15 protein-coding genes are annotated in these 19,821 nt (G+C 72.5%); 9 read left to right on the plus strand and 6 right to left on the minus strand.

The window, feature by feature from the left end; translation table 11 throughout:
* Nucleotides 1–17 precede the first annotated feature (17 nt).
* On the minus strand, nucleotides 18–1,775 hold the full coding sequence (gene treZ, locus ABZS97_RS23325) for a malto-oligosyltrehalose trehalohydrolase (RefSeq protein WP_356140246.1): 1,758 nt from the start codon (nucleotides 1,773–1,775) through the stop codon (nucleotides 18–20).
* A 240-nt stretch (nucleotides 1,776–2,015) separates the two neighbouring features.
* On the opposite strand from treZ, the gene ABZS97_RS23330 reads away from it, so the two are divergent.
* The 3 genes from ABZS97_RS23330 (at nucleotide 2,016) to ABZS97_RS23340 (ending at nucleotide 4,520) form a co-directional block, all read left to right on the plus strand.
* Complete coding sequence (locus ABZS97_RS23330; RefSeq protein ID WP_356140247.1) at nucleotides 2,016–2,567, plus strand: DUF1707 and FHA domain-containing protein; 552 nt, start codon at nucleotides 2,016–2,018, stop codon at nucleotides 2,565–2,567.
* A 211-nt stretch (nucleotides 2,568–2,778) separates the two neighbouring features.
* Nucleotides 2,779–4,104: a M14 family zinc carboxypeptidase gene (locus ABZS97_RS23335; protein ID WP_356140248.1), complete on the plus strand. Its 1,326-nt coding sequence runs from the start codon at nucleotides 2,779–2,781 to the stop codon at nucleotides 4,102–4,104.
* Entirely contained in the window at nucleotides 4,101–4,520 is a 420-nt protein-coding gene (locus ABZS97_RS23340) for an SSI family serine proteinase inhibitor (protein ID WP_356140249.1), read from the plus strand. Before ABZS97_RS23335 ends, ABZS97_RS23340 begins: the two co-directional genes overlap by 4 nt.
* Before the next feature lies 1 nt (nucleotide 4,521).
* On the opposite strand, the gene ABZS97_RS23345 is transcribed toward ABZS97_RS23340, so the two are convergent.
* Complete coding sequence (locus ABZS97_RS23345; protein WP_356140250.1) at nucleotides 4,522–5,772, minus strand: M14 family zinc carboxypeptidase; 1,251 nt, start codon at nucleotides 5,770–5,772, stop codon at nucleotides 4,522–4,524.
* 690 nt (nucleotides 5,773–6,462) lie between these two features.
* On the opposite strand from ABZS97_RS23345, the gene ABZS97_RS23350 reads away from it, so the two are divergent.
* Nucleotides 6,463–7,584: a cytochrome P450 gene (locus tag ABZS97_RS23350; RefSeq protein ID WP_356140251.1), complete on the plus strand. Its 1,122-nt coding sequence runs from the start codon at nucleotides 6,463–6,465 to the stop codon at nucleotides 7,582–7,584.
* Here the strand turns inward: ABZS97_RS23350 and treY are convergent.
* Together treY and glgX are read right to left on the minus strand one after the other, a co-directional pair.
* On the minus strand, nucleotides 7,544–9,943 hold the full coding sequence (gene treY / locus ABZS97_RS23355) for a malto-oligosyltrehalose synthase (protein ID WP_356140252.1): 2,400 nt from the start codon (nucleotides 9,941–9,943) through the stop codon (nucleotides 7,544–7,546). The genes ABZS97_RS23350 and treY overlap by 41 nt on opposite strands.
* Nucleotides 9,944–10,089: 146 nt before the next feature.
* Entirely contained in the window at nucleotides 10,090–12,198 is a 2,109-nt protein-coding gene (gene glgX / locus ABZS97_RS23360; protein WP_356140253.1) for a glycogen debranching protein GlgX, read from the minus strand.
* Between the two features lie 179 nt (nucleotides 12,199–12,377).
* Between glgX and ABZS97_RS23365 the strand changes: the two genes are divergently transcribed.
* The 4 genes from ABZS97_RS23365 (at nucleotide 12,378) to ABZS97_RS23380 (ending at nucleotide 16,800) form a co-directional block, all read left to right on the plus strand.
* Nucleotides 12,378–13,199 carry a Tat pathway signal sequence domain protein gene (locus ABZS97_RS23365; protein ID WP_356140254.1) on the plus strand — a complete coding sequence of 274 codons (822 nt, stop codon included), beginning with the start codon at nucleotides 12,378–12,380 and terminating at the stop codon, nucleotides 13,197–13,199.
* A 56-nt stretch (nucleotides 13,200–13,255) separates the two neighbouring features.
* Complete coding sequence (locus ABZS97_RS23370; RefSeq protein WP_356140255.1) at nucleotides 13,256–14,599, plus strand: copper amine oxidase; 1,344 nt, start codon at nucleotides 13,256–13,258, stop codon at nucleotides 14,597–14,599.
* A gap of 115 nt (nucleotides 14,600–14,714) precedes the next feature.
* On the plus strand, nucleotides 14,715–15,953 hold the full coding sequence (locus ABZS97_RS23375; RefSeq protein WP_356140256.1) for an SAV2148 family HEPN domain-containing protein: 1,239 nt from the start codon (nucleotides 14,715–14,717) through the stop codon (nucleotides 15,951–15,953).
* A gap of 124 nt (nucleotides 15,954–16,077) precedes the next feature.
* Nucleotides 16,078–16,800 (plus strand): 3'-5' exonuclease, encoded by a 723-nt coding sequence (locus tag ABZS97_RS23380; RefSeq protein WP_356140257.1) that lies wholly within the window; start codon nucleotides 16,078–16,080, stop codon nucleotides 16,798–16,800.
* Nucleotides 16,801–16,829: 29 nt separating this feature from the next.
* On the opposite strand, the gene ABZS97_RS23385 is transcribed toward ABZS97_RS23380, so the two are convergent.
* On the minus strand, nucleotides 16,830–17,846 hold the full coding sequence (locus ABZS97_RS23385) for a DMT family transporter (RefSeq protein ID WP_356140258.1): 1,017 nt from the start codon (nucleotides 17,844–17,846) through the stop codon (nucleotides 16,830–16,832).
* 94 nt (nucleotides 17,847–17,940) lie between these two features.
* Here ABZS97_RS23385 and ABZS97_RS23390 point away from each other — a divergent pair, with 94 nt between their 5' ends.
* Nucleotides 17,941–18,843, plus strand: coding sequence for a LysR family transcriptional regulator (locus ABZS97_RS23390; protein WP_356140259.1), 903 nt, complete (start codon nucleotides 17,941–17,943; stop codon nucleotides 18,841–18,843).
* An 18-nt stretch (nucleotides 18,844–18,861) separates the two neighbouring features.
* On the opposite strand, the gene ABZS97_RS23395 is transcribed toward ABZS97_RS23390, so the two are convergent.
* Nucleotides 18,862–19,725 carry an aminoglycoside phosphotransferase family protein gene (locus tag ABZS97_RS23395; RefSeq protein WP_356140260.1) on the minus strand — a complete coding sequence of 288 codons (864 nt, stop codon included), beginning with the start codon at nucleotides 19,723–19,725 and terminating at the stop codon, nucleotides 18,862–18,864.
* Nucleotides 19,726–19,821 lie beyond the last annotated feature (96 nt).

Raw genomic sequence — 19,821 nt, forward strand, 5'->3', positions numbered from 1 at the left:
CGAGGCGTCCCGGGAGCTCAAGCCTGCGCCAGCACCACGCACGACTCGCCCGGCAGGTGCAGCAGCCCGTCGGCGCCCGGTCGCTCCACCGGCTCCCACGCGGCCAGCACGCGCGCGTTGCGGATGCCCAGCGGGATCGCCGCCGCGTCCTTGCCGAGGTTCACGGCCACCTGGACGTCCCCGCGCCGGAACGCGATCCAGCGCGCCCCCTCGTCGTGGGCGACCTTGACCGCCGCGAGATCGGGGTCCGACAGGTCCCGCTGGCTGTGCCGCAGCGCGATCAGATCGCGGTACCAGTCCAGCACGCGCGCGTGGAGCCCGTTTTCCGCGCCGGGCGCCGGCTCCGACCAGTCGAGACAGGAGCGCTCCCGGGTCGCCGGGTCCTGCGGATCCGGCACGTCCTCCTCGGCCCAGCCGTGCGCCGCGAACTCCCGCCGCCTGCCCCGCCGTACGGCCTCCGCCAGCTCCGGATCGGTGTGGTCGGTGAAGAACTGCCAGGGCGTGCCCGCGGCCCACTCCTCGCCCATGAAGAGCATCGGCGTGAACGGCGCCGTGAGCACCAGCGCGGCGGCGCAGGCCAGCAGCCCGGGGGAGAGGGACGCCGAGAGCCGGTCGCCCTGCGCGCGGTTGCCGACCTGGTCGTGGGTCTGCGCGTAGCCCAGCAGCCGGTGCGCGGAGACGCGCGTACGGTCCAGGGGGCGCCCGTGGTGGCGCCCGCGGAAGCTCGAATACGTGCCGTCGTGGAAGAAGCCCGAGGTCAGCGATTTCGCGAGCGCCGCGACAGGAGCCCGGGCGAAGTCCGCGTAGTAGCCCTGCGCCTCACCGGTCAGCGCGGTGTGCAGCGCGTGGTGGAAGTCGTCGTTCCACTGGCCGTGCAGTCCGAGGCCGCCCTCCTTGCGCGGCGTCACGAGCCGCGGGTCGTTCAGGTCCGACTCGGCGACCAGGAAGAGAGGGCGCCCCAGGTCGGCGGCGAGGCCGTCCACGGCCGTCGACAGCTCCTCCAGGAAGTGGCACGCGCGCGTGTCGATCAGCGCGTGCACCGCGTCCAGGCGCAGCCCGTCGAGCCGGTAGTCCCGCAGCCACGCCAGCGCGCTGCCGACGAGATACGCGCGCACCTCGTCCGAGCCGGGCGCGTCCAGGTTCACCGCGGAGCCCCAGGGCGTGTGGTGGGTGTCCGTGAAGTACGGCCCGAACGCGGGCAGGTGGTTCCCGGACGGGCCGAGGTGGTTGTGCACCACGTCCAGGACGACGCCCAGACCGAGTTCGTGCGCCCGGTCGACAAAGCGCTTCAGCGCCTCGGGGCCGCCGTAGGGCTCGTGCACCGCCCACAGCGAGACACCCTCGTACCCCCATCCGTGCCGTCCGGGGAACGGGCACAGCGGCATCAACTCGACGTGGGTGACGCCCAGTCGCGCGAGGTGCTCCAGCCGCCCGGCGGCCGCGTCGAGCGTCCCCTCGGGGGTGTACGTCCCCACGTGCAGCTCGTACAGGACCGCGCCCGGCAGCGGGCGCCCGGGCCACTCGGCAAGCCAGTCGTACCGTCCCTGGTCGACCACCGCGCTCAGCCCGTCGGGGCCGTCCGGCTGACGGCGCGAGCGGGGATCGGGCAGCACTGGCCCGTCGTCCACCGCGAACCCGTACCGCGTGCCGTCCCGCGCGTCGGCCTCGCCCGTCCACCACCCGGCGCGCTCCGGATCGCGCTCCAGTGCCCGCGCGCCGCCCTCGCAGTGGAGCGTCATCCGGTCGGCCTGCGGTGCCCACACATCGAACCGCACAGACGGTTCCCCCTTGTCAGCTCACCTGTTCGCTTGTCCGCTGTTGCCCACTCGTCGCTCCATGCCGCTCACTGTGGCGCAGCCCGTCCATGGTGCGTCAAACGAGATCAATTCGCTTTCGGATCCACCCTTTTGCCGCCCTTCTGCCGCCCTTCTGCCGCACGGAACGACCCTGTCGGCCGCAGTGGTCGTTTCCCCGTTTTCTGGACACCCCGCTTTCGCTGACCGACAATCACGACCGTGACGTCGTCCTTCGAGTTCCACACGTACCCCGCGCGGCTGTCCGACGCGGAGCGCGACCGGGCGCTGAAGGTGCTCCGTGACGGCGTCGCCCTCGGCCGCCTCTCGCACGACACGTTCGTCCGCCGTATGGAGCTGGCCCTCACCGCCCGCAGGTCCGACGAACTCGCCGCGCTCACCGCCGACCTGCCCACCGAGAAACGGTGGTCGAAGCTGGTGTTCGGCACCGTCGAGGCGGTCTCCGGCTTCACCGTGCGGCTGCGCAGGGCCTGGCAGGCCGAGCGGCTGCCCAAGCTGCTGCTGCCCAACCCGGGCAGTCCCTACCCGCTGCGCATCGGCCGCGATCCCGCGAACGGGCTGCGGCTCAGCCACGAGACGGTGTCCCGGGTGCACGCCGAACTGAGCCGCTACGGCGGTCTGTGGGTGCTGCGCGACCTCGGCTCGACCAACGGCACGACCGTCAACGGGCGGCGCGTGATCGGCGCGGCCGTCGTCCGCGACGGTGACATGGTCGGCTTCGGGCGGATGTCGTTCCGGCTGGCTGCCGGCTGAGCGTTCGACGCCCGGTGCCCCAGGGCCCCCGCGTCCCGCAGAGCTCTGGCCTGGGATTCACTCTGGGCTCACCCTCAACTTCCGTTGCCTTCCGCAGTGTTGACGTACCCCTTGAGCCGTGACTGACTGTGCCTACACCATGCACACCAGGTGAACCGACGGCATCGCACAGTGGAGGTGTCCCCTGCCGCCACTTCCGCGCTATCCGACCGTGGACGAGCTGGGCGCCCGTGCGGCAGCGCTCGTCGCCCGCCACCCGCGGAACGCCCGACTGCGCCGCGTGGGCACCTCCCGGGCAGGCAATCCGCTCTGGCTCCTGTCCGTCGGGCACGGCAGCCGCCAGGCCCTCGTCGTCGCCGGGCCGCACGCCAACGAACCCGTGGGCGGCGCCACCGTGCTGAGGCTGGCCGAGCGGGCGCTGGCCGACCCCCGGCTCCGCGAGGGCTCGGACGCCACCTGGAACCTGCTGCTCTGCCTCGACCCCGACGGCTCCCGCCGCAACGAGGCATGGCTGCCCGGCCCGTACACGCTCGGCCACTACTTCAGGCACTTCTTCCGGCCGGGCTTCCTGGAACAGCCCGAGTGGCTGCCCGAGGGCGCGGACGGCGCCGTCCTGCCCGAGACCCGCGCCCTCCTCGACCTCCAGGACGAGCTGCGGCCCTTCTTCCAGTGCTCCCTGCACGGTGTCGACGTCGGCGGCGCCTTCGTCGAACTCACCCGCGACCTGCCCGGACTCCCGCACCGGGTCGCGCAGATCGCGGCGCGCCACGGCATCCCGCGCGAACTCGGTCCCTACGACACGCTGTACTGGCCGGCGCTCGGCCCCGCCGTCTACCGCATTCCCCCGCCGCACCGCGGCGACCTGGCCGCCGCGATCACGGAGGCCGCGGTCGAGTCCACCTGGTTCCATCCGCACCGGCACGGCACGGTGACCGCGATCGTCGAGGCCCCCATGTGGGGCGTGACGGCCGTCGAGGACGCCACGCCGCCCGCCGACGCCGACGCGGTCCTGCGCGCTGTCAGCGGCACGTTGCGCCGCGACACACGCCTCCTTGAGGACATCCTCGCCCGGCTGCGCCCCCAGCTGGCCGCCTCCCCGGACACGGACTGCCTCCTCGCGCCGGTCGACGACTATTTACTGGTCGGCCCCGGTCTCGCCGATTCCTGGGACCCCGACACCTGCGCCGTCGGCTCGCGCCCTTTGCCACGCCTCGACACCGCCCGCCTGACCTCCCTGAGCCTCGCGGGGCGTCGGGTGGCCCTGCGCACCGCCGGGCTGCTGCGTCAGCTGGTGACCGGCTCCGGGCGCGACCCGGGCGGCGTGCTGCCCGAGCTGGACCGGCTCATCGACGGGTGGTGCGCTGACTACCGCGACGGCCACGGGGCGCGCTGGATCCCGGTCGTCCGCCAGGTCGAATACCAGGCGCGCGTGGTGCTCGCCGCGTTCGAACTCGCCGCCTCGCAGGTGCCCGTGCGCTCCCGTTCGAGTGAGAACGGGTGGGGCTCGGAGCCCGCCGTGCCGATGCACCAGGAATGACAAGAACCACTCAAGCGGTACGCGGCGGTCTCCTCGCGTCGGCGGTCCTGCTGACGGCATGCGCGCTCCCGGCGCAGGCCGCTCCCCACGAGGCCGCTTCCGGGAACTGGCTCTACCTCACGGTCGCCCGAGGCGACGCCCGATCCGCCGACACGGGCGGCGGCACGCTGCTCCTCTGTGACCCGCCCCAGGGGCACGCGCGCGCGGCCGAGGCCTGCGAGGAACTCGACGCGGCGGACGGCCGCATCGACCGGATCCCGCCCCGGGCCGACGTCCTCTGCCCGATGATCTACGCGCCGGTCACCGCCTCCGCGCACGGCGAGTGGAACGGCCGCCCGACCGAGTACCGGCACACCTTCGCCAACTCCTGCGTGTTGGGTGCCGAAACGGGAGCGGTGTTCGCGCCGGCGGACTGATCTAGGCCGCGTCCGCGCGTGCGTGGCGGGCCGCCGCGAGCACCGTACGGGACTGGTGCTCGACCTGGTGCTCCAGCGGGACCCAGCGGGCGCGGAAGCGCTCGGCGAAGGCGTCGCACCAGATGGCGACGAGTGCCTCCAGACGCGGCGCCGCCCGGTCGTCGGCCTCCTGCAGGACCCGCAGCAGCATCGAGGCGGCCCGCAGCGGGAGCCGGCGGCCGAACGCGTCCACGCTGCCGACGTACGCCATCGTGGTGTCTGCGGGAGGCGTCCGGATCCAGTCGGCGGCCAGGCCCGGCACCAGCTCCAGCGCCCACTTGGCGGCCCGCAGCAGCGGACCGTCCGGACCGCTCAGCCGGGGCATCGCCTCCGTGAGGACGGCCTCCACCTGGAGCGCGTCCCGCAGCAGTCGGCGCGCCAGCCGCCGCAACGCGTCCGCCGGGTCCGGGTGCGGCGTCGGATCGTCCACCAGGTCGCTGGCCCACATGGGCACTTCGACGACCGCGGTCAGGCCGCCGTACCGGTGCGCGTGGTACCACGTGCTGTGCCGTGCGTCGTCGGGCATGCTCGGGTACGCCGTGCCCGAGCCCGGCGCCGGCATCACATGCACCCCGGGTCCGGACGCGGGCCAGCCCGCGGCGTCGGAGGCGCCGGTCTCCACCGGGATGTGCAACTCCGCCGCCGACTTGGCGAACGGCTCGGCGAGCCCCGGGATGTCCTTGGTCAACTGCACCCAGCTGCCGCCCAGATCGGTGCCGTGCAGGGTCACCTGGAGATACGGCCTGACCTCGTCGATCACCCGGGTGAGGGCGCGGGTCTCCGGCGGCAGCCGGTCGGGCGGCAGGACGGAGGGGGACCACTCCGGCTGCTCGGGACCGGCGGGGCGGAAGAAACCGAGGTGGTAGTCGAGCAGGGTGCGCGGCGCGGGTGTCACATGCAGACTCGCCCCGTCCGGGTCCGCGCAGAGCAGGAAGTGCCATGATGTGCCGGCCCTCAACTCCCGCTCGTGCAGCACGCGTTCGGCCAGGGACAGCAGGGTCGAACCCCCGGTCGGTTCGTTCGCGTGCGCACCCGCCACGACGAGCACCGCGCGCCGTGCGTGACCGACGGACAGCAGGTGAAGGGGTCTGCCGCCCCGGGAGACGCCGACTTCCCTGAGGCTGCACAGCGCGGGGCGATGGGCCGCCAACGCCCGGGCGGACGAGACGATTTCGGTCACACTGGGGTAGCGCAACTCCAGCAGGAGACTCACCCCCGACTTGTCCGCTTTGGGTCGCCTTCGCAGTACTCCATGAAGAGGGTTGAACTGTCAAGCAGCCGGTGGGGAGGCTCCAGGGGGCGCCAAGTGGCGTTTACCGTCAGCGGGTGAACATATCGGCAGGAAAGGGGTGTTGGCGGGCGGGTGAGGCCGGGTGCGCGACGGCGGCGTGGGACTCGCCGCCGGTGCGGATGCCGGTCCCGTGGCCGCCGGAAACACCTTCCGGCCGTGCGGACGCCGGGTGCCGCCGTCTTCGGTCGGCGCGCCGGTCCCACCGGGTCGGCGTGCCCGTCCCACCGGGCGGCATGCAGGCCGACGTACGCCAGGCACCGGCGCTCGCCCGCTGTCCCCCCTGCCAGGACGGCGTCGCTCGTCACCGCACGCCGTCTGTCTGTCGCGAGCCCTGGGCGTGTGCGCGGGCGTGTGCCGGGCGCTGGGGTGATCACGCGGCGTGCGACGCAACGCCGGGCGCCGACGTGCCGGGCGCCGGGACGATCGCGCGGCGCGCGATGCCCCGCGGGACGCCGGCGTCACCCGTACGGGCTCATGCGGGCTGCGATCAGCGGCCCGGGGTGGTCACCTGGGAGCAACCGCGCGCATCGCCCCTGCGCGCCGACGCACAGGCGGGAGCCGCTGGTGCTGTGTCTTCCCGGGTTCGCCGGCCCTTCGGGCGGACTGACTGCCGTGGCCACCGTTTCCCCCGGGATGCGGCCGCCAGGCCCCTGCGGACCCCCGCCGAGCCTCCGCGACCCCGCGGTCGAGCGCGACCCGCACCCGCTCTACCGCACCCTCCGCGAGCACTTCCCCCTCGTCCACGACGCCCCCTTCGGCGCCTGGCTGGTCAGCCGGTACGCCGACGTACGCGCCGCGCTGGAGGACCCGCGGCTCGTCGCGCCGCCGCCCGGACACACTCCCGCCCACCAGGCGGACGGTATGCACCGCTCGCTCGTCGCGGCCGCGTTCCGCGGTCCGGCGTCGGCCGCCCTGAGCGCGGGAGTCGAGCGCACGGCGTACGTCCTGGCCCGCCGCCTCGCCGATCGCAGGGAGGCCGACCTCGTCGCCGAGTTCTGCCACTGGCTGCCGGCCGCCGCGGCCGTCGCCGCGCTGGGGCTGCCGTACGAGGACACCGCGCGCGTGCACACCTGGTGCCGCACGGGTCTCGATCACCTCGGCGGCCACCACCCCGAACTCGACGCCTTCCTGCGCCCGTACATCGCCCGCCGCCGGGCCCACCCGGGCACCGACCTGCTGTCCGTGCTGTGCGCGGCCCGCGTCGGCGGACGCCCCCTGCCCGAGGAAGCCGTGGCGGGGCTGGCCGGAACCCTGCTCGGAGCGGGCGGTGACACGACAGCCAGGGCGCTCGCGTCGTTCCTCGCCAACCTCCTCGACCACCCGGGCCAACTGGCGGCCGTCCGCGCCCGCCCCGAGCTCACCGCCGGTGCCTGGGCGGAGTCGCTGCGCCGCGATCCGCCGCTGCACGTGGTGCTGCGGCGCGCCACCGAACCGGTCGGCGTCGTGCCGGCCGGTGCCACGGTGGCCTGTCTGCTCGGCTCGGCGGGCCGCGACCCGGCACGCTTCGCCGACCCGGACCGCTACGACGCCTTCCGCACCGATCCCGGTCCGCTCGCGTACGGCTCCGGACCGCACTCCTGCCCGGGCACTCTCCTCGCCCGTCTCACGGCGGAACACGGCCTGAAGGCCCTGCTGGCCGCCGTGCCGGACCTGCGGTGGGCTCCGGGGGCGCGGCCCGCCGCGGAGGGCCTGATCAGCCGCTCGCCCCGGACCCTCCCGGTCCGCTGTCGCTGACCCGTTCCAGCAGCGCCACCGGCAAGGTCTCGAAAAGCTGCTCCACGCGCGCGTGCCCCGTGAACTCCCGCCCCGGAGCCAGTACATCGGCCCACCGTCCCGCGGGGAGCGGAAGCAGGGTGTCACGCCAGCCGCCCGCCTCGGCCAGGCGCAGGGACAGGCGGGTGACGGCCGTGAGGACCTCTCCGGAGCGCACGAACGCCGCGCAGTGCGGGGCGGCCGGGCCCTCGGCCGGCAGGGGGGTGTACGTCGCCTCGTCGCCGAAGGCGGTGGGGCGGCGCGCGCGCAGGCGCAGGGCTGCCGTGGTGAGGTCCGTCTTCTCGGAGGGCTGGTCCGCAGGGGCGAAGGGACGCCGGTTGTCCGGGTCGACCAGCGCCAGGTACTCGGCCTCCGTGCCCTGGTAGACGTCCGGAACGCCGGGCATCGTCAGATGGACCAGGGCGGCGCCCAGGACGTTCGCCCGTACATGCGGCGCGAGGGCGGCCCGCAGGCCCGTCACGAGCCTCCCGGGGGAGCCGCACGGACCCTCCGCGACGAACGCCGCCTGGGCCTCCTCGTAGGCCGGGTCCTGCTCGGTCCACGCGGTGTGCAGCCCGGCCTCCCTGACGTGCTTCAGCAGGGCTCCCTGGACGCGTTCCGCGGCGGCCGGGCCGAGGCCGAAGACCGTCTGCCACGCGGCCCACGCGAGCTGCGGGTCGGGCACGCCCGTGCCGGCCCGGGTCACCTCGGCCAGGACGTCGGCCCACCGCCCGGGGCACTGGGTGAGCACCGACAGAGCCGCGCGGACGTCACCGCTCCGCTTCGTGTCGTGCGTCGACAGCACCGTCCCCGTACCGGGCCAGTCGCGCTGCACACGCGCGCAGTACGCGTGGAAGTCGTCCGGGGACACGGCGGGGCTCCCCGGGTTCCCGCCCACCTCGTTGGCCGACAGCAGCGGCACATAGCGGTAGAACGCCGTGTCCTCCACGGACTTGGCCCGCAGCGCCGACGACGTCTGCGCGAACCGCGCCCGGAACTCCGCCGCCTCCGGCCCCTCCCCGGCCCGCCCGAGCACCAGATCCCGTACGACGTCCACGGCCTCGGCCTCCTCCGGCACCGTGAAGGCCTTCCGGGCCTCGGCGGCGGCCTCCCCGGTGACGACCGAGGCGGCGTCCGTGGAGGGGTAGGGGCGGTAGACCTCCAGGCGGACGAGGAGTTCGCGCAGGGCGGTGCCCAGGGCCCAGGGGGCGCGGTCGCGCAGCGCCGGATCCTCGGCGGTGGCGCTCAGCCGGCTCGCCACGCGCGTGAGACGGTCCGTCTCCGTGGCCAGCTCGTGCGTGACCACCTTGTACGCCGCCCGGCGCACGGTCGACTCCCAGTGCGCTCCCCGGTCGCCCTGCACCGCCGCGAATCGCCGGTACTGGCCGAGGAGTTCGCCCGCGCCCGCGGGGTCCGTGAAGAGCCCGTCGACCTGCCGCAGCGCGTCGTAGCCGGTGGTGCCCGCGACGGGCCACGCGGCCGGCAGGTGCTCCCCGTCCGCGAGGATCTTCTCCACCACCGTCCAGCGGCCCCCGGTCGCCTCGTGCAGCCGGCGAAGGTAGGTGTCCGGGTCGGCGAGTCCGTCGGGATGGTCGATCCGCAGCCCCTCGACCACGCCGTCGCGGAGCAGCTCCAGGATCTTCGCGTGGGTCGCCGCGAACACCTCCGGGTCCTCGACACGCACCCCGATGAGCTCCGAAATGCTGAAGAAGCGCCGGTAGTTGAGTTCCGTACGGGCCAGCCGCCACCAGGCCGGGCGGTACCACTGCGCGTCGAGAAGCCCGGGCATCGGCAGCTTCTCGGTGCCTTCGCGCAGCGGGAACACGTGGTCGTAGTAGCGCAGGACGTCGCCGTCGACCTTCAGACGGCCGATCTCCGCGCCCAGCGGGCCGCCCAGCACCGGCAGCAGCAGTCGTCCGTCCTGGGCCTCCCAGTCGATGTCGAACCAGCGCGCGTACGGGGACTCGGGCCCCTCGCGCAGCACCTCCCAGAGGGCGTGGTTGTGCCGCGGAGCCATCGCCATGTGGTTCGGCACGATGTCCACCACCAGGCCGAGGCCGTGCTCGCGCGCGGTGCGCGCCAGCGAGCGCAGCCCCTCCTCTCCGCCCAGCTCGGCCCGCACGCGCGCGTGGTCCACCACGTCGTAGCCGTGCGTCGATCCCGGGACGGCCTCCAGGACGGGCGACAGGTGGAGATGCGAGACGCCGAGCGACGCCAGGTACGGCACGGCCGCCTCGGCGGCCGTGAAGGGGAAGTCCGGCTGCAGCTGCAGCCGGTACGTGGCGGTCGGTGCGGCGGGGACCGGGGGCCCGGGCACCGGGTCGGGACGCTCAGGTGTCATGCAGACCTACGTACCCGCCCGGCCGCCTTTCGTGTCACCGACGCACGCAAACGAGCCCCGCTTGCCGACCGACTGAGCCCGCGCGCGCACCCGGTCATCGGAAATCGACCTCCACACGCGCGTGCCTCCCACGGCCGGCCCGGTCCCTACGCCGGCCGCTGCAACACCGTGAGACTCCGGTCCACCAGCGTCAGCCGGTCCCCGGCCTTGACCTTCGCGCCCGTGCCAGGTGCCACCCCCTCGGGACATGCCGTGTCGATCACCACCTGCCACTGGCGCCCGTGATTCACCGGCACCACGAACTCCAACGGCTTCGGCGAGGCGTTGAACATCAGCAGGAACGAGTCGTCGCTGATGCGCTCCCCGCGCTGTCCCGGCTCGGAGATCGCGTTGCCGTTGAGGAACACGCTGAGCGCCCGCGCCTGCGCGGAGTCCCAGTCCCGCTGGGTCATCTCCTTGCCCTCCGGGGTGAACCACGCGATGTCGGACAGCTCGTCGTGCGTGCCCTCCACGGGGCGCCCGTGGAAGAACCGGCGCCGCCGGAAGACCGGGTGGTCGCGGCGCAGCCACACCATCGCGCGGGTGAACGCCAGCAGCTCGTCGCCGTCCTCGGGCCACGGCACCCAGGCCAGCTCGCTGTCCTGGCAGTACGCGTTGTTGTTGCCGCCCTGGCTGCGGGCGAACTCGTCGCCGTGGCTGAGCATCGGCACGCCCTGCGAGAGCATCAGCGTCGCGATGAAGTTGCGCATCTGGCGGGCCCGCAGCGCACGGACGTCCGCGTCGTCCGTCTCGCCCTCGGCGCCGCAGTTCCAGGACCGGTTGTGGCTCTCGCCGTCACGGTTGTCCTCGCCGTTGGCGTCGTTGCGCTTGTCGTTGTACGACACCAGGTCGTGCAGCGTGAAACCGTCGTGACAGGTGACGAAGTTGATCGAGGCCAGCGGGCGCCGCCCATCGTCCTGGTAGAGGTCGGAGGAGCCCGTCAGCCGGGACGCGAACTCCGCCAGCGTGCGCGGTTCACCGCGCCACATGTCCCGTACGGTGTCGCGGTACTTGCCGTTCCACTCCGTCCACAGCGGCGGGAAGTTGCCCACCTGGTAGCCGCCCTCGCCCACGTCCCACGGCTCGGCGATCAGCTTCACCTGGGAGACCACCGGGTCCTGCTGCACCAGGTCGAAGAACGAGGACAGCCGGTCCACCTCGTGGAACTGCCGGGCCAGCGTCGCCGCGAGATCGAAACGGAACCCGTCGACGTGCATCTCGGTGACCCAGTAGCGCAGCGAGTCCATGATCAGCTGGAGCACGTGCGGTGAGCGCATGAGCAGGGAGTTGCCGGTGCCCGTGGTGTCCGTGTAGTAGCGGGGATCGTCCGCGAGGCGGTAGTACGAGGCGTTGTCGAGGCCCCTGAAGGAGAGCGTCGGGCCCAGGTGGTTGCCCTCGGCGGTGTGGTTGTAGACCACGTCGAGGATGACCTCGATGCCGGCCTCGTGCAGTGCCCGGACCGCCGACTTGAACTCCAGGACCTGCTGTCCGCGGTCGCCCCAGGAGGCGTACGCGTTGTGCGGGGCGAAGAAGCCGATCGTGTTGTAGCCCCAGTAGTTGTTCAGGCCCATGTCGACCAGACGGTGGTCGTTCACGAACTGGTGCACCGGCATCAGCTCCAGCGCGGTGACGCCCAGTTCCGTCAGGTGTCCGATGACCGCCGGGTGTGCGAGCGCCGCGTAGGTGCCGCGCAGTTCGTCCGGAAGGCCCGGATGCAGCATCGTGAGGCCCTTCACGTGGGCCTCGTAGAGCACCGTGTGGTGGTACTCGGTGCGCGGGCGCCGGTCGTCGCCCCAGTCGAAGTACGGGTTGACCACGACCGACGTCATCGTGTGGGGCGCCGAGTCCAGGTCGTTGCGCTTGTCGGGCGACCCGAACGGATAGCCGTACACCTCCTCGCCCCACTTGATCGAACCGCTGATCGCACGCGCGTACGGATCGAGCAGCAGCTTCGCGGAATTGGCGCGCTGCCCGCGCTCCGGCGCGTACGGCCCGTGGACACGGAAGCCGTAGCGCTGTCCGGGCATGATCCCGGGCAGATACGCGTGCCGTACGAACGCGTCGGTCTCGCGCAGCTCCACCGCCGTCTCGGAGCCGTCGTCGTGCAGCAGACACAGCTCCATCCGGTCGGCGGCCTCCGAGAAGACCGCGAAGTTGGTGCCGGCGCCGTCGTACGTGGCACCGAGTGGGTACGCCTCTCCAGGCCAGACCTGCATGGACACGACTCTTCCAGTAGTGCTGCGCTTCCGTGGGCGACTCCGTGCCGAGTCTCCCCGAAAGTGATGGAACCACCTATGACTTACGTCCCTCTTACCGATCGACCTGGCATACCGCGTATGCCGAACCAGTGGGGCTCGAAGAACTCCTAGAGACAACAGGGGGAGTGGGGGAAGATGTGCGCAAGATAGTGCACCGCCATCTGGGCAAGGTGGTGGCGGGTGCGGCCATTGCGGTGGCCGGGACCGCCGTGATGGTCGGCATCACTCTGCCGGGTTCCGCGGGGGCGGACGACTCGGGCGGCGCCGGTCGCGCCGGGTCCGCCCAGCAGGCCGGACAGGGGCAAGGGCAGGGACAGGACCAGTCGGCCGTGCAGCCGGGTGTCGTCGAGGCGGCGCCCGCCGAGGGCGCGAAGGGCAAGGGCCGCGACCCGCTCACCGACGACGAACTGAAGCGGGTCGAACAGATCGCGCTGAACCGTTCGTCGTTCGGCGCCAGCAAGAACGTCGAGGGTGACCGCGGGCCGCAGCGCCTCGGCATCGACCTCGCCGAACCCGACGAGAACGAGATCGACGACCCGAACGCGCCCCGTCGCGCGGACGTGACGTACTACGACTACAAGGACGACTCGCTCGTCACCAGGACCGTCAACCTCGACACGGGCAAGGTCGAGGGGACGGACACGCAGCACGGTGTCCAGCCGCCCATCACCCGCGACGAGTCGATCGAGGCGGCCAAGCTGCTGATCGCCGACCCGCTCGGCGCCGGTCTGAAGGCCGACTACAAGGACGCCACCGGCAAGAAGCTCACCTCGCCCGAGCAGCAGCTCATGCTCACCAGCATGGTCTACCGGGCGAATTCCGGAGCTCCCGCCGGCGTCGCGGACTGCGGCAAGCACCGCTGCGTAAGGCTGTTCCCGAAGATCAAGAACGGTGCCTGGATCGACACCCGAGACTTCGTGATCGACCTGAGCGCTCGCAAGGTCGGCAAGCTCGGCTGAGCCGCCCTCCGTCCACTTTCCAAACCCTCCTGATTTCCGCAAGGAGTCCCTTCTTCATGCGCGTCAACAGAATCAGCCGTGCCCGCAGCCGGGCGGCGGTGGGCCTCTCGGTGGCCGCACTCGCCGTCGGCGTGACCTCGGCCGCGGGCCCGGCCTCCGCCCAGCCGAAGACCACCGCCAAGACCGCCGCGAAGGCCGCCTCCGCGGCGGCCGCCAACTGCAGCGCGGACTACAAGATCGAGCAGAAGCTCTCCACCGGCACCACCTGGCGGATGTGCTGGCACTACGAGAGCAACGCCGGGCTCGTCCTGGAGAACATCTCCTACCAGCCCAAGGGCGAGGCCCAGCCGATCAAGGTCCTCACCAGCGCCAAGCTCGCCCAGATCGACGTCCCCTACGACGACGGATCGGTCGAGTACGACGACCTGACGGGCTTCGGCTTCGGCCAGGGACTGATGAACCTGGCGGCGGGTGAGTGTCCCGGCGGCACCATCAAGAACGTGAAGATCCCCGACGCCTGGGACCCGTCGCAGGCCAACGTCAAGGGCCTGTGCACCACGACCCGTTCGCGCGGTCACGCCTACCGGATGCAGTCCGACACGGGCAACAAGGTCTTCCAGGCCCAGGGCAAGGACCTGCTCGTCTACACGGTCAACAAGGTCGGCTGGTACGAGTACATGACCGAGTGGCGCTTCCAGGACGACGGCACGATCAACATGAACGCGGGTGCCACCGGAAGCCTCGCGCCCGAGGACTACGACGCGGGCGACGGCCGCGGCTGGCCGATCGGCAAGGGCGCCAAGGACTACGCCACGAGCCACCGGCACAACATCTTCTGGCGGCTCAACTTCGGCCTGGACGGCTCGACCACGAACCGGGTCGAGCAGTACGACTCCGCGGTCAGCGCGCCCGCGGCGGGCGCTCAGGCCCCGTCCACCAAGACCACCCTCACCAAGGTCACCAAGGAACTCGCGGGCGACGCCAAAAACGGGCGCTGGTGGCGGGTCGTCAGCGACGCCGGCAAGAACAAGGACAACCACGCCCGCTCGTACGAGTTCGTGCCCGGGGCGACCAGCAAGTTCCTCGGCCGCAACTTCACCAAGCGCGACATCTACTTCACCGAGTACAAGAAGTGCGAGCAGTACGCCAGCAACAACCTGCACAACTGCGGTACCGGGGCGGGCAAGTCCGTCGACAAGTGGGTCAACGGTCAGGCTCTCAAGCACCCCATCATGTGGGTCAACGTGGGCTTCCACCACATAGCCCGCGACGAGGACCAGCAGCCCATGCCGGTCCACTGGCAGGGCTTCTCGATCGTCCCGCGTGACGTCACGGCTATGAATCCGCTCACTCCGGCCGAGCTCGCCGACCAGAACGGGCATGTCCGAGACGGTAGTTGAGAAACTACCCTGTCCATCCGGCTGCACCGCCGACCGCTCCCGGAGTACCCTTCCTTGATCGTTGAGTGGGGGCCAGGCCCCCCGGAGGCTCGGGGGAGCGGAAGGCGGTGCGCGGGTGGGCTCGGGAGGGCTGGAGTTGCCTCCTGGTGACGAGGGTCACGAGGGGAACTCCACAGATGTCCCACCCGGCGCGGTGTCCCTGGCGCGGCCGATGGAGATGGGTTCCATTGGACCGGAACTGGACTGGGGAGCCGACGCCTGGCGCGAGGTACGTACGCGCGCCCAGCGAGCCGGGCGCGCCTACATCTGGCTGAACCTGGTAGAACAGCGGCTGCGCGCGGTCGTGGCCGCTGTTCTCCGGCCCATCTACGACCCCGTCCACGGCGACGACTGGGTGGTCGCCGCCGCCGGACCGGCAGGTCAGGAGTGGGTGCAACGGGCCGTCGCGGTCCGCGAAGTGAGCCGCCGCAAGGGCTACTTGCTCGACCCGGCCGACGACAACGTGCTGAGTTTCCTCACCTTGCCGCAGCTGCGCGAGCTGATGGTGCAGCACTGGCCCTGCTTCGAGCCGTACTTCGACGAGCGCCGCGACGTCGAACTCGCCCTGGACGAGCTGGAAGTCACCCGTAACGTCGTCTCCCGCAACCGCGCCCTGTCCGAGGCGGTCCTCGCCCAGGCCGAGCGCGCCTCGGCCAAGCTGCTGGAGATCCTCGGCTCCGGCAGCGACGTGCCCTCCGCCCGCCGGCTGCCCGTCGACGCCGTCGAGAACCTGGTCGGCGACCGGTACGCGGACGTCGTCGGCGTACACCCGGACCGGGTGCGCCTGCTGCGCCAGTTCCCCGCGGAGGACCTCTTCGGCGGCGCCCGCCGCCTCGACGCCATCGGCATCGGCCTGAACCTGCTCGTGCAGAACTTCTCCGGACGGCGTCTGGTGCGGCTGGCCGAGTCGGGCTGCCGGGCACGGCTGCTCTTCCTCAACCCCGCGTCCAGCGCCGTGAAGCGGCGCGAGCGGGAACTCGGCATCAAACGGGGCGAGCTGAGCCGCGCCGTCGAGATGAACATCCTGCACATGCGCCGGGTCCGGGCCCGGCTGCGCGACCCGGGCGCCTTCGAGATCCAGGTCTTCGACGAGACCCCCCGCTTCACCGCCTACCTGGTCGACGGCGACGGCTCGGACGGTGTCGCCGTCGTGCAGTCCTATCTGCGCCGCACCCGTGGCCTGGAGGCCCCGGTGCTCGTCCTGCGCGGCGGTAGCCGGGTGCTCAAGTCGGACGAGAACGGCGAAGAAGGTCTTTTCCCGACATACCGCGAGGAGTTCGAGCTGGCCTGGGCGGACTCGCGTCCCGTCTCCTGACCTCAAGTCACGGGTCGCCCTGCCGCGTGGGCCCGGGAAGCGGAATGCGCCCGTCGGATTGTCAGTGGCGCATGGGATCGTGGAGACCACTGGGGGAAAGCACCACGAAGAAGGGGGGCCACCCATGGGCTGGCACCGGGAGCTGCTGATCGGCTTCGACCTGGAGACGACCGGGACGGATCCGCGGGAGGCGCGCATCGTCACGGGGGCCGTGATCGAGCTCAAGGACGGGGAGCCGGCCGGGCATCGCGAGTGGCTGGCCGATCCGGGCGTGGAGATCCCCGCGGACGCGGTGGCGGTGCACGGAATCTCGAACGAGCGGGCGGCCGCCGAGGGCCGGCCCGCCGACCAGGTGGCCGACGCGATCGCCGGCGTCCTCGTGGAGTACTGGAAGACGGGCGTCCCGGTCGTCGCGTACAACGCGGCCTTCGACCTGACCCTGCTCTCCGCCGAACTGCGGCGCCACGGGCTGCCGTCCCTGCGCGAGCGCCTCGGCGGCGTCGATCCGGCCCCGGTCATCGACCCGTACACGATCGACCGCTCCGTGGACCGCTACCGCCGGGGCAAGCGCAACCTCGAAGCGGTCTGCACGGAGTACGGGGTGGCGCTGGACGCCGCCCACGACGCCTCGGCCGACGCGCTCGCCGCGGCCCGGCTCGCCCGCGCGATAGCCGTCCGCCACCCGAAGGTCGCGGCCCTCGGCCCGGCGGAGCTGCACCGCCGCCAGATCGAGTGGTACGCGCAGTGGGCGGCGGACTTCCAGAGCTTCCTGCGCCGCAAGGGCGACGCGGCGGCCGTGGTGGACGGGACCTGGCCCTTGCGGGAGTTGGCGGACGAGACGGTCTGACGGCGGCCGGGGTGCGGCAGACGGGTCGCTCAGGCGCCGGGCAGGGCTGCTGACCGGCGTACGGCGTCCTTGTTCAGGTCCGGTGCGGTGAGGTCCTCCTCGGCCGGTCCGGCGCTCGCCCCGGCGGTGCTGGCCGCCTCGGCGATCGCGTGGCTGCCCTCGGTGCGGTGGGCGCGTTCGACGGCCTGGCCCCAGTACGTACCGGCGACGAGCAGCGTCGCGCCGAGACCGGTGAGCAGGGTGAACCGGTCGCCGGCCAGGGCGATGCCGACCGTGGCCGCCCAGACCGGCTCGGTGCCCAGCAGCAGACTGGCCCGGCTGGCGGAGGTGCGCTGCACGGCCCAGGTCTGCGCCAGGAAGGCGAACACACTGCAGAAGAGGGCGAGATAGCCCAGCTGGGCCCAGGTCGCGGTATCGGCGTGCGCCAGGACCGGGAGGTCACCGGCGGCAGGCACCAGGAACAGGGCGGTGCCGACCAGGGTCTGGAGGGTCGTCAGTTGGAGCGGGCGTATCGACCTGCGCACCGTGAACCGGCCGACCAGCGCGACATGCCCCGCCCGGACCACGGCGGCGCCGAGCATCAGCAGGTCGCCGCTGCGCGGAGCGTGGAACCCGTTGCCGGACATCAGGAGGCCGACGGCCAGGACACAGAGACCGGCGGCGGCGAAGAACGCCGGGGGCAGCCCGCCGCGACGGCCCGCGCGGTCGAGGAGCGGGGTGAGCACAATGGTCAGGCTGATGATCAGGCCCGCGTTGGCGGCACTCGTGTGCGCGACGCCGTACGTCTCCACGATCAGCACGGCGGCCTGCGTGACCCCCAGCGGCAGCCCGGCCCGGATCTCGTCACGGGTCCACCACCGAGGCGCCCCACGGCCTGGCCGCCCGGCGACGAGACCCAGACAGGCGAGCGCGGAGAGCGCGTAGCGCGCGAAGAGGACGACCAGGACAGGGAGGGCGGCGGTGGCAGTCTGGGCAGCCAGATAGCTGGAACCCCAGACGATCGCGACCAGCAGAAGTACCGCATCGGTACGGCGGGCATCAGGCACCCGCCCACGGTGCACCGCAGAGATACCTGAAGCCCAGAGCCACCTTCTAAAAGGATCTTTTAGTACGCCTACATCGGCGGCCTACACTGTCGCCGTGGACGAACGACAACTGCGGATCCTGCGGGAGCTCGGCGAGCTGGGAAGCGTCACCGCGGTCGCCGAGGCGCTGCTGGTGACCCCCTCGGCGATCTCGCAGCAACTGCGCCTGCTGCAGCGCTCGATGCCCGTCCCGCTCACCGAGCGGCACGGCCGGAGGCTGGTGCTCACCGACGCCGGGCAGGCCCTCGCGGGCGCCGCGATCGAGGTGGAGACGGCGCTCGCTCGGGCACGCCACACGGTCGAGGAGTTCGTCGACCGGCCGGACGGGGACGTCTCGGTCGCCGCCTTCCACAGCGCGGCCTCGACGTTCTTCCCCCTCCTGCTGCGCGGCCTCGCGGCGCCCGGCGGGCCGCGCCTGGCGTTCGGCGACGAGGACGTCCCGCAGGACGACTTCCCGCGGCTGACCCGCGACTACGACCTCGTCCTCGCCCACCGTCTCGACCACACACCGCCGTGGCCGCGCACCGTCACCGCCGGCACCCTCCTGCGCGAGCCCCTCGACGTGGCCATGCCCGCCGACCACCCGCTCGCCGCCCGGCCGTGGGTCGGCGCCGCCGACGTCGCCGACCAGCCCTGGATCACCGTGCACGACGGGTTCCCGGTGATGGCCACCATCGAGGCGATCGGCGCCGCCGCGGGCCGGCGGCTCCATCTCGCCCACCGCGTCAACGAGTTCGCCGTGGTCGCCGAGATCGTCGCCGCCGGCGGCGGTCTCGCCCTGATGCCCCGCTGGACCACGCGCCCGCACCCGGCCCTCGTCCTCAAACCGCTCGACGGCGTACGGGCCCTGCGCCATATCGACGTGCTGCACCGCCCCGAACGCACCGCCCGCAGAGCTGTCCGCGCGGTCCTCGCGGAACTTCACCGCGCCGCCGGCACGGTCACCGGCGGCGACTGATCCCACCGGCCGAGGTGATCAGAAGGGATACCACCGCACGGTCTCGTCCCCGTCCCGCAGCGACGCCACCCGGCGCTCGAACTCGGCCAGGGCCTTGGGACTGCCGGGCGCGTGCTGGGCGACCCACGCACAGCTGGCCGTCTCCCGCGCGCCGCGCAGCACGGAACAGCCCGCCCACTCGCGCACGTCCCAGCCGTACGCCGTGGTGAAGGCGTCGTAGGCCTCGGCAGGCAGCCCGTAGCGGTCGCGGGACAGCGCCATGACCACCAGGTCGTGCTCGCGCAGGTCGGCGGAGAAGGTCTCCAGGTCGACCAGGACCGGACCGTCGGGTCCGACATGGACGTTGCGGGGCAGCGCGTCGCCGTGGATCGGGCCCGGCGGCAGATGCGGGGTGAGCGCCGCCGCGGCCGTCGCGAAACCGTCGCGCCGCCGGCGCAGGTACGCCGCGTCCGCCGGGTCGATCGTGTCGCCCGCGAGGCGCAGCCAGCGCTCCACCCCGCCGAGCAGTTCGCGTGGCGGCAGGGCGAAGGAGGGGGCGGGCAGCGCGTGCACGACCCGCAGCAGTTCGGCCAGATCCGGTGGCCCGGCGGGGCGTACGGCATCGGGCAGTCGGTGCCACACCGTCACCGGGTGCCCCTGCACCAGCAGCGCCTTCGGCTCGGCGGCCCGCACCGCGGGGACGTCCGCGTCGGCGAGCCAGGCCGCGATCTCCAGCTCCCGCCGTGCGCGGCCCAGGAGTTCGGCGTCGCGTCCCACCTTGACGACCAGGTCACCGGCCGCGAACACGGCGTTCTCGCCCAGGGCGAGGAGCCGCGCGTCCCCGGCCGACCCGGGCAGCACACCCGCCGTGGCCAGCACGTCCCGCGCCCGCGCCTCGTCCATTCCGTCGCCTCCGTGTGTTCCTCGGACCCTCGCCCACGGCGTCACGATCACGCCAACCGTTGGCCAGTCTCGCATTCCCCGAGGTAGCACGGTGTG

This window comes from Streptomyces sp. NPDC005485, from assembly GCF_040606085.1.
In the GTDB taxonomy this organism is placed as follows: Bacteria; Actinomycetota; Actinomycetes; order Streptomycetales; family Streptomycetaceae; genus Streptomyces.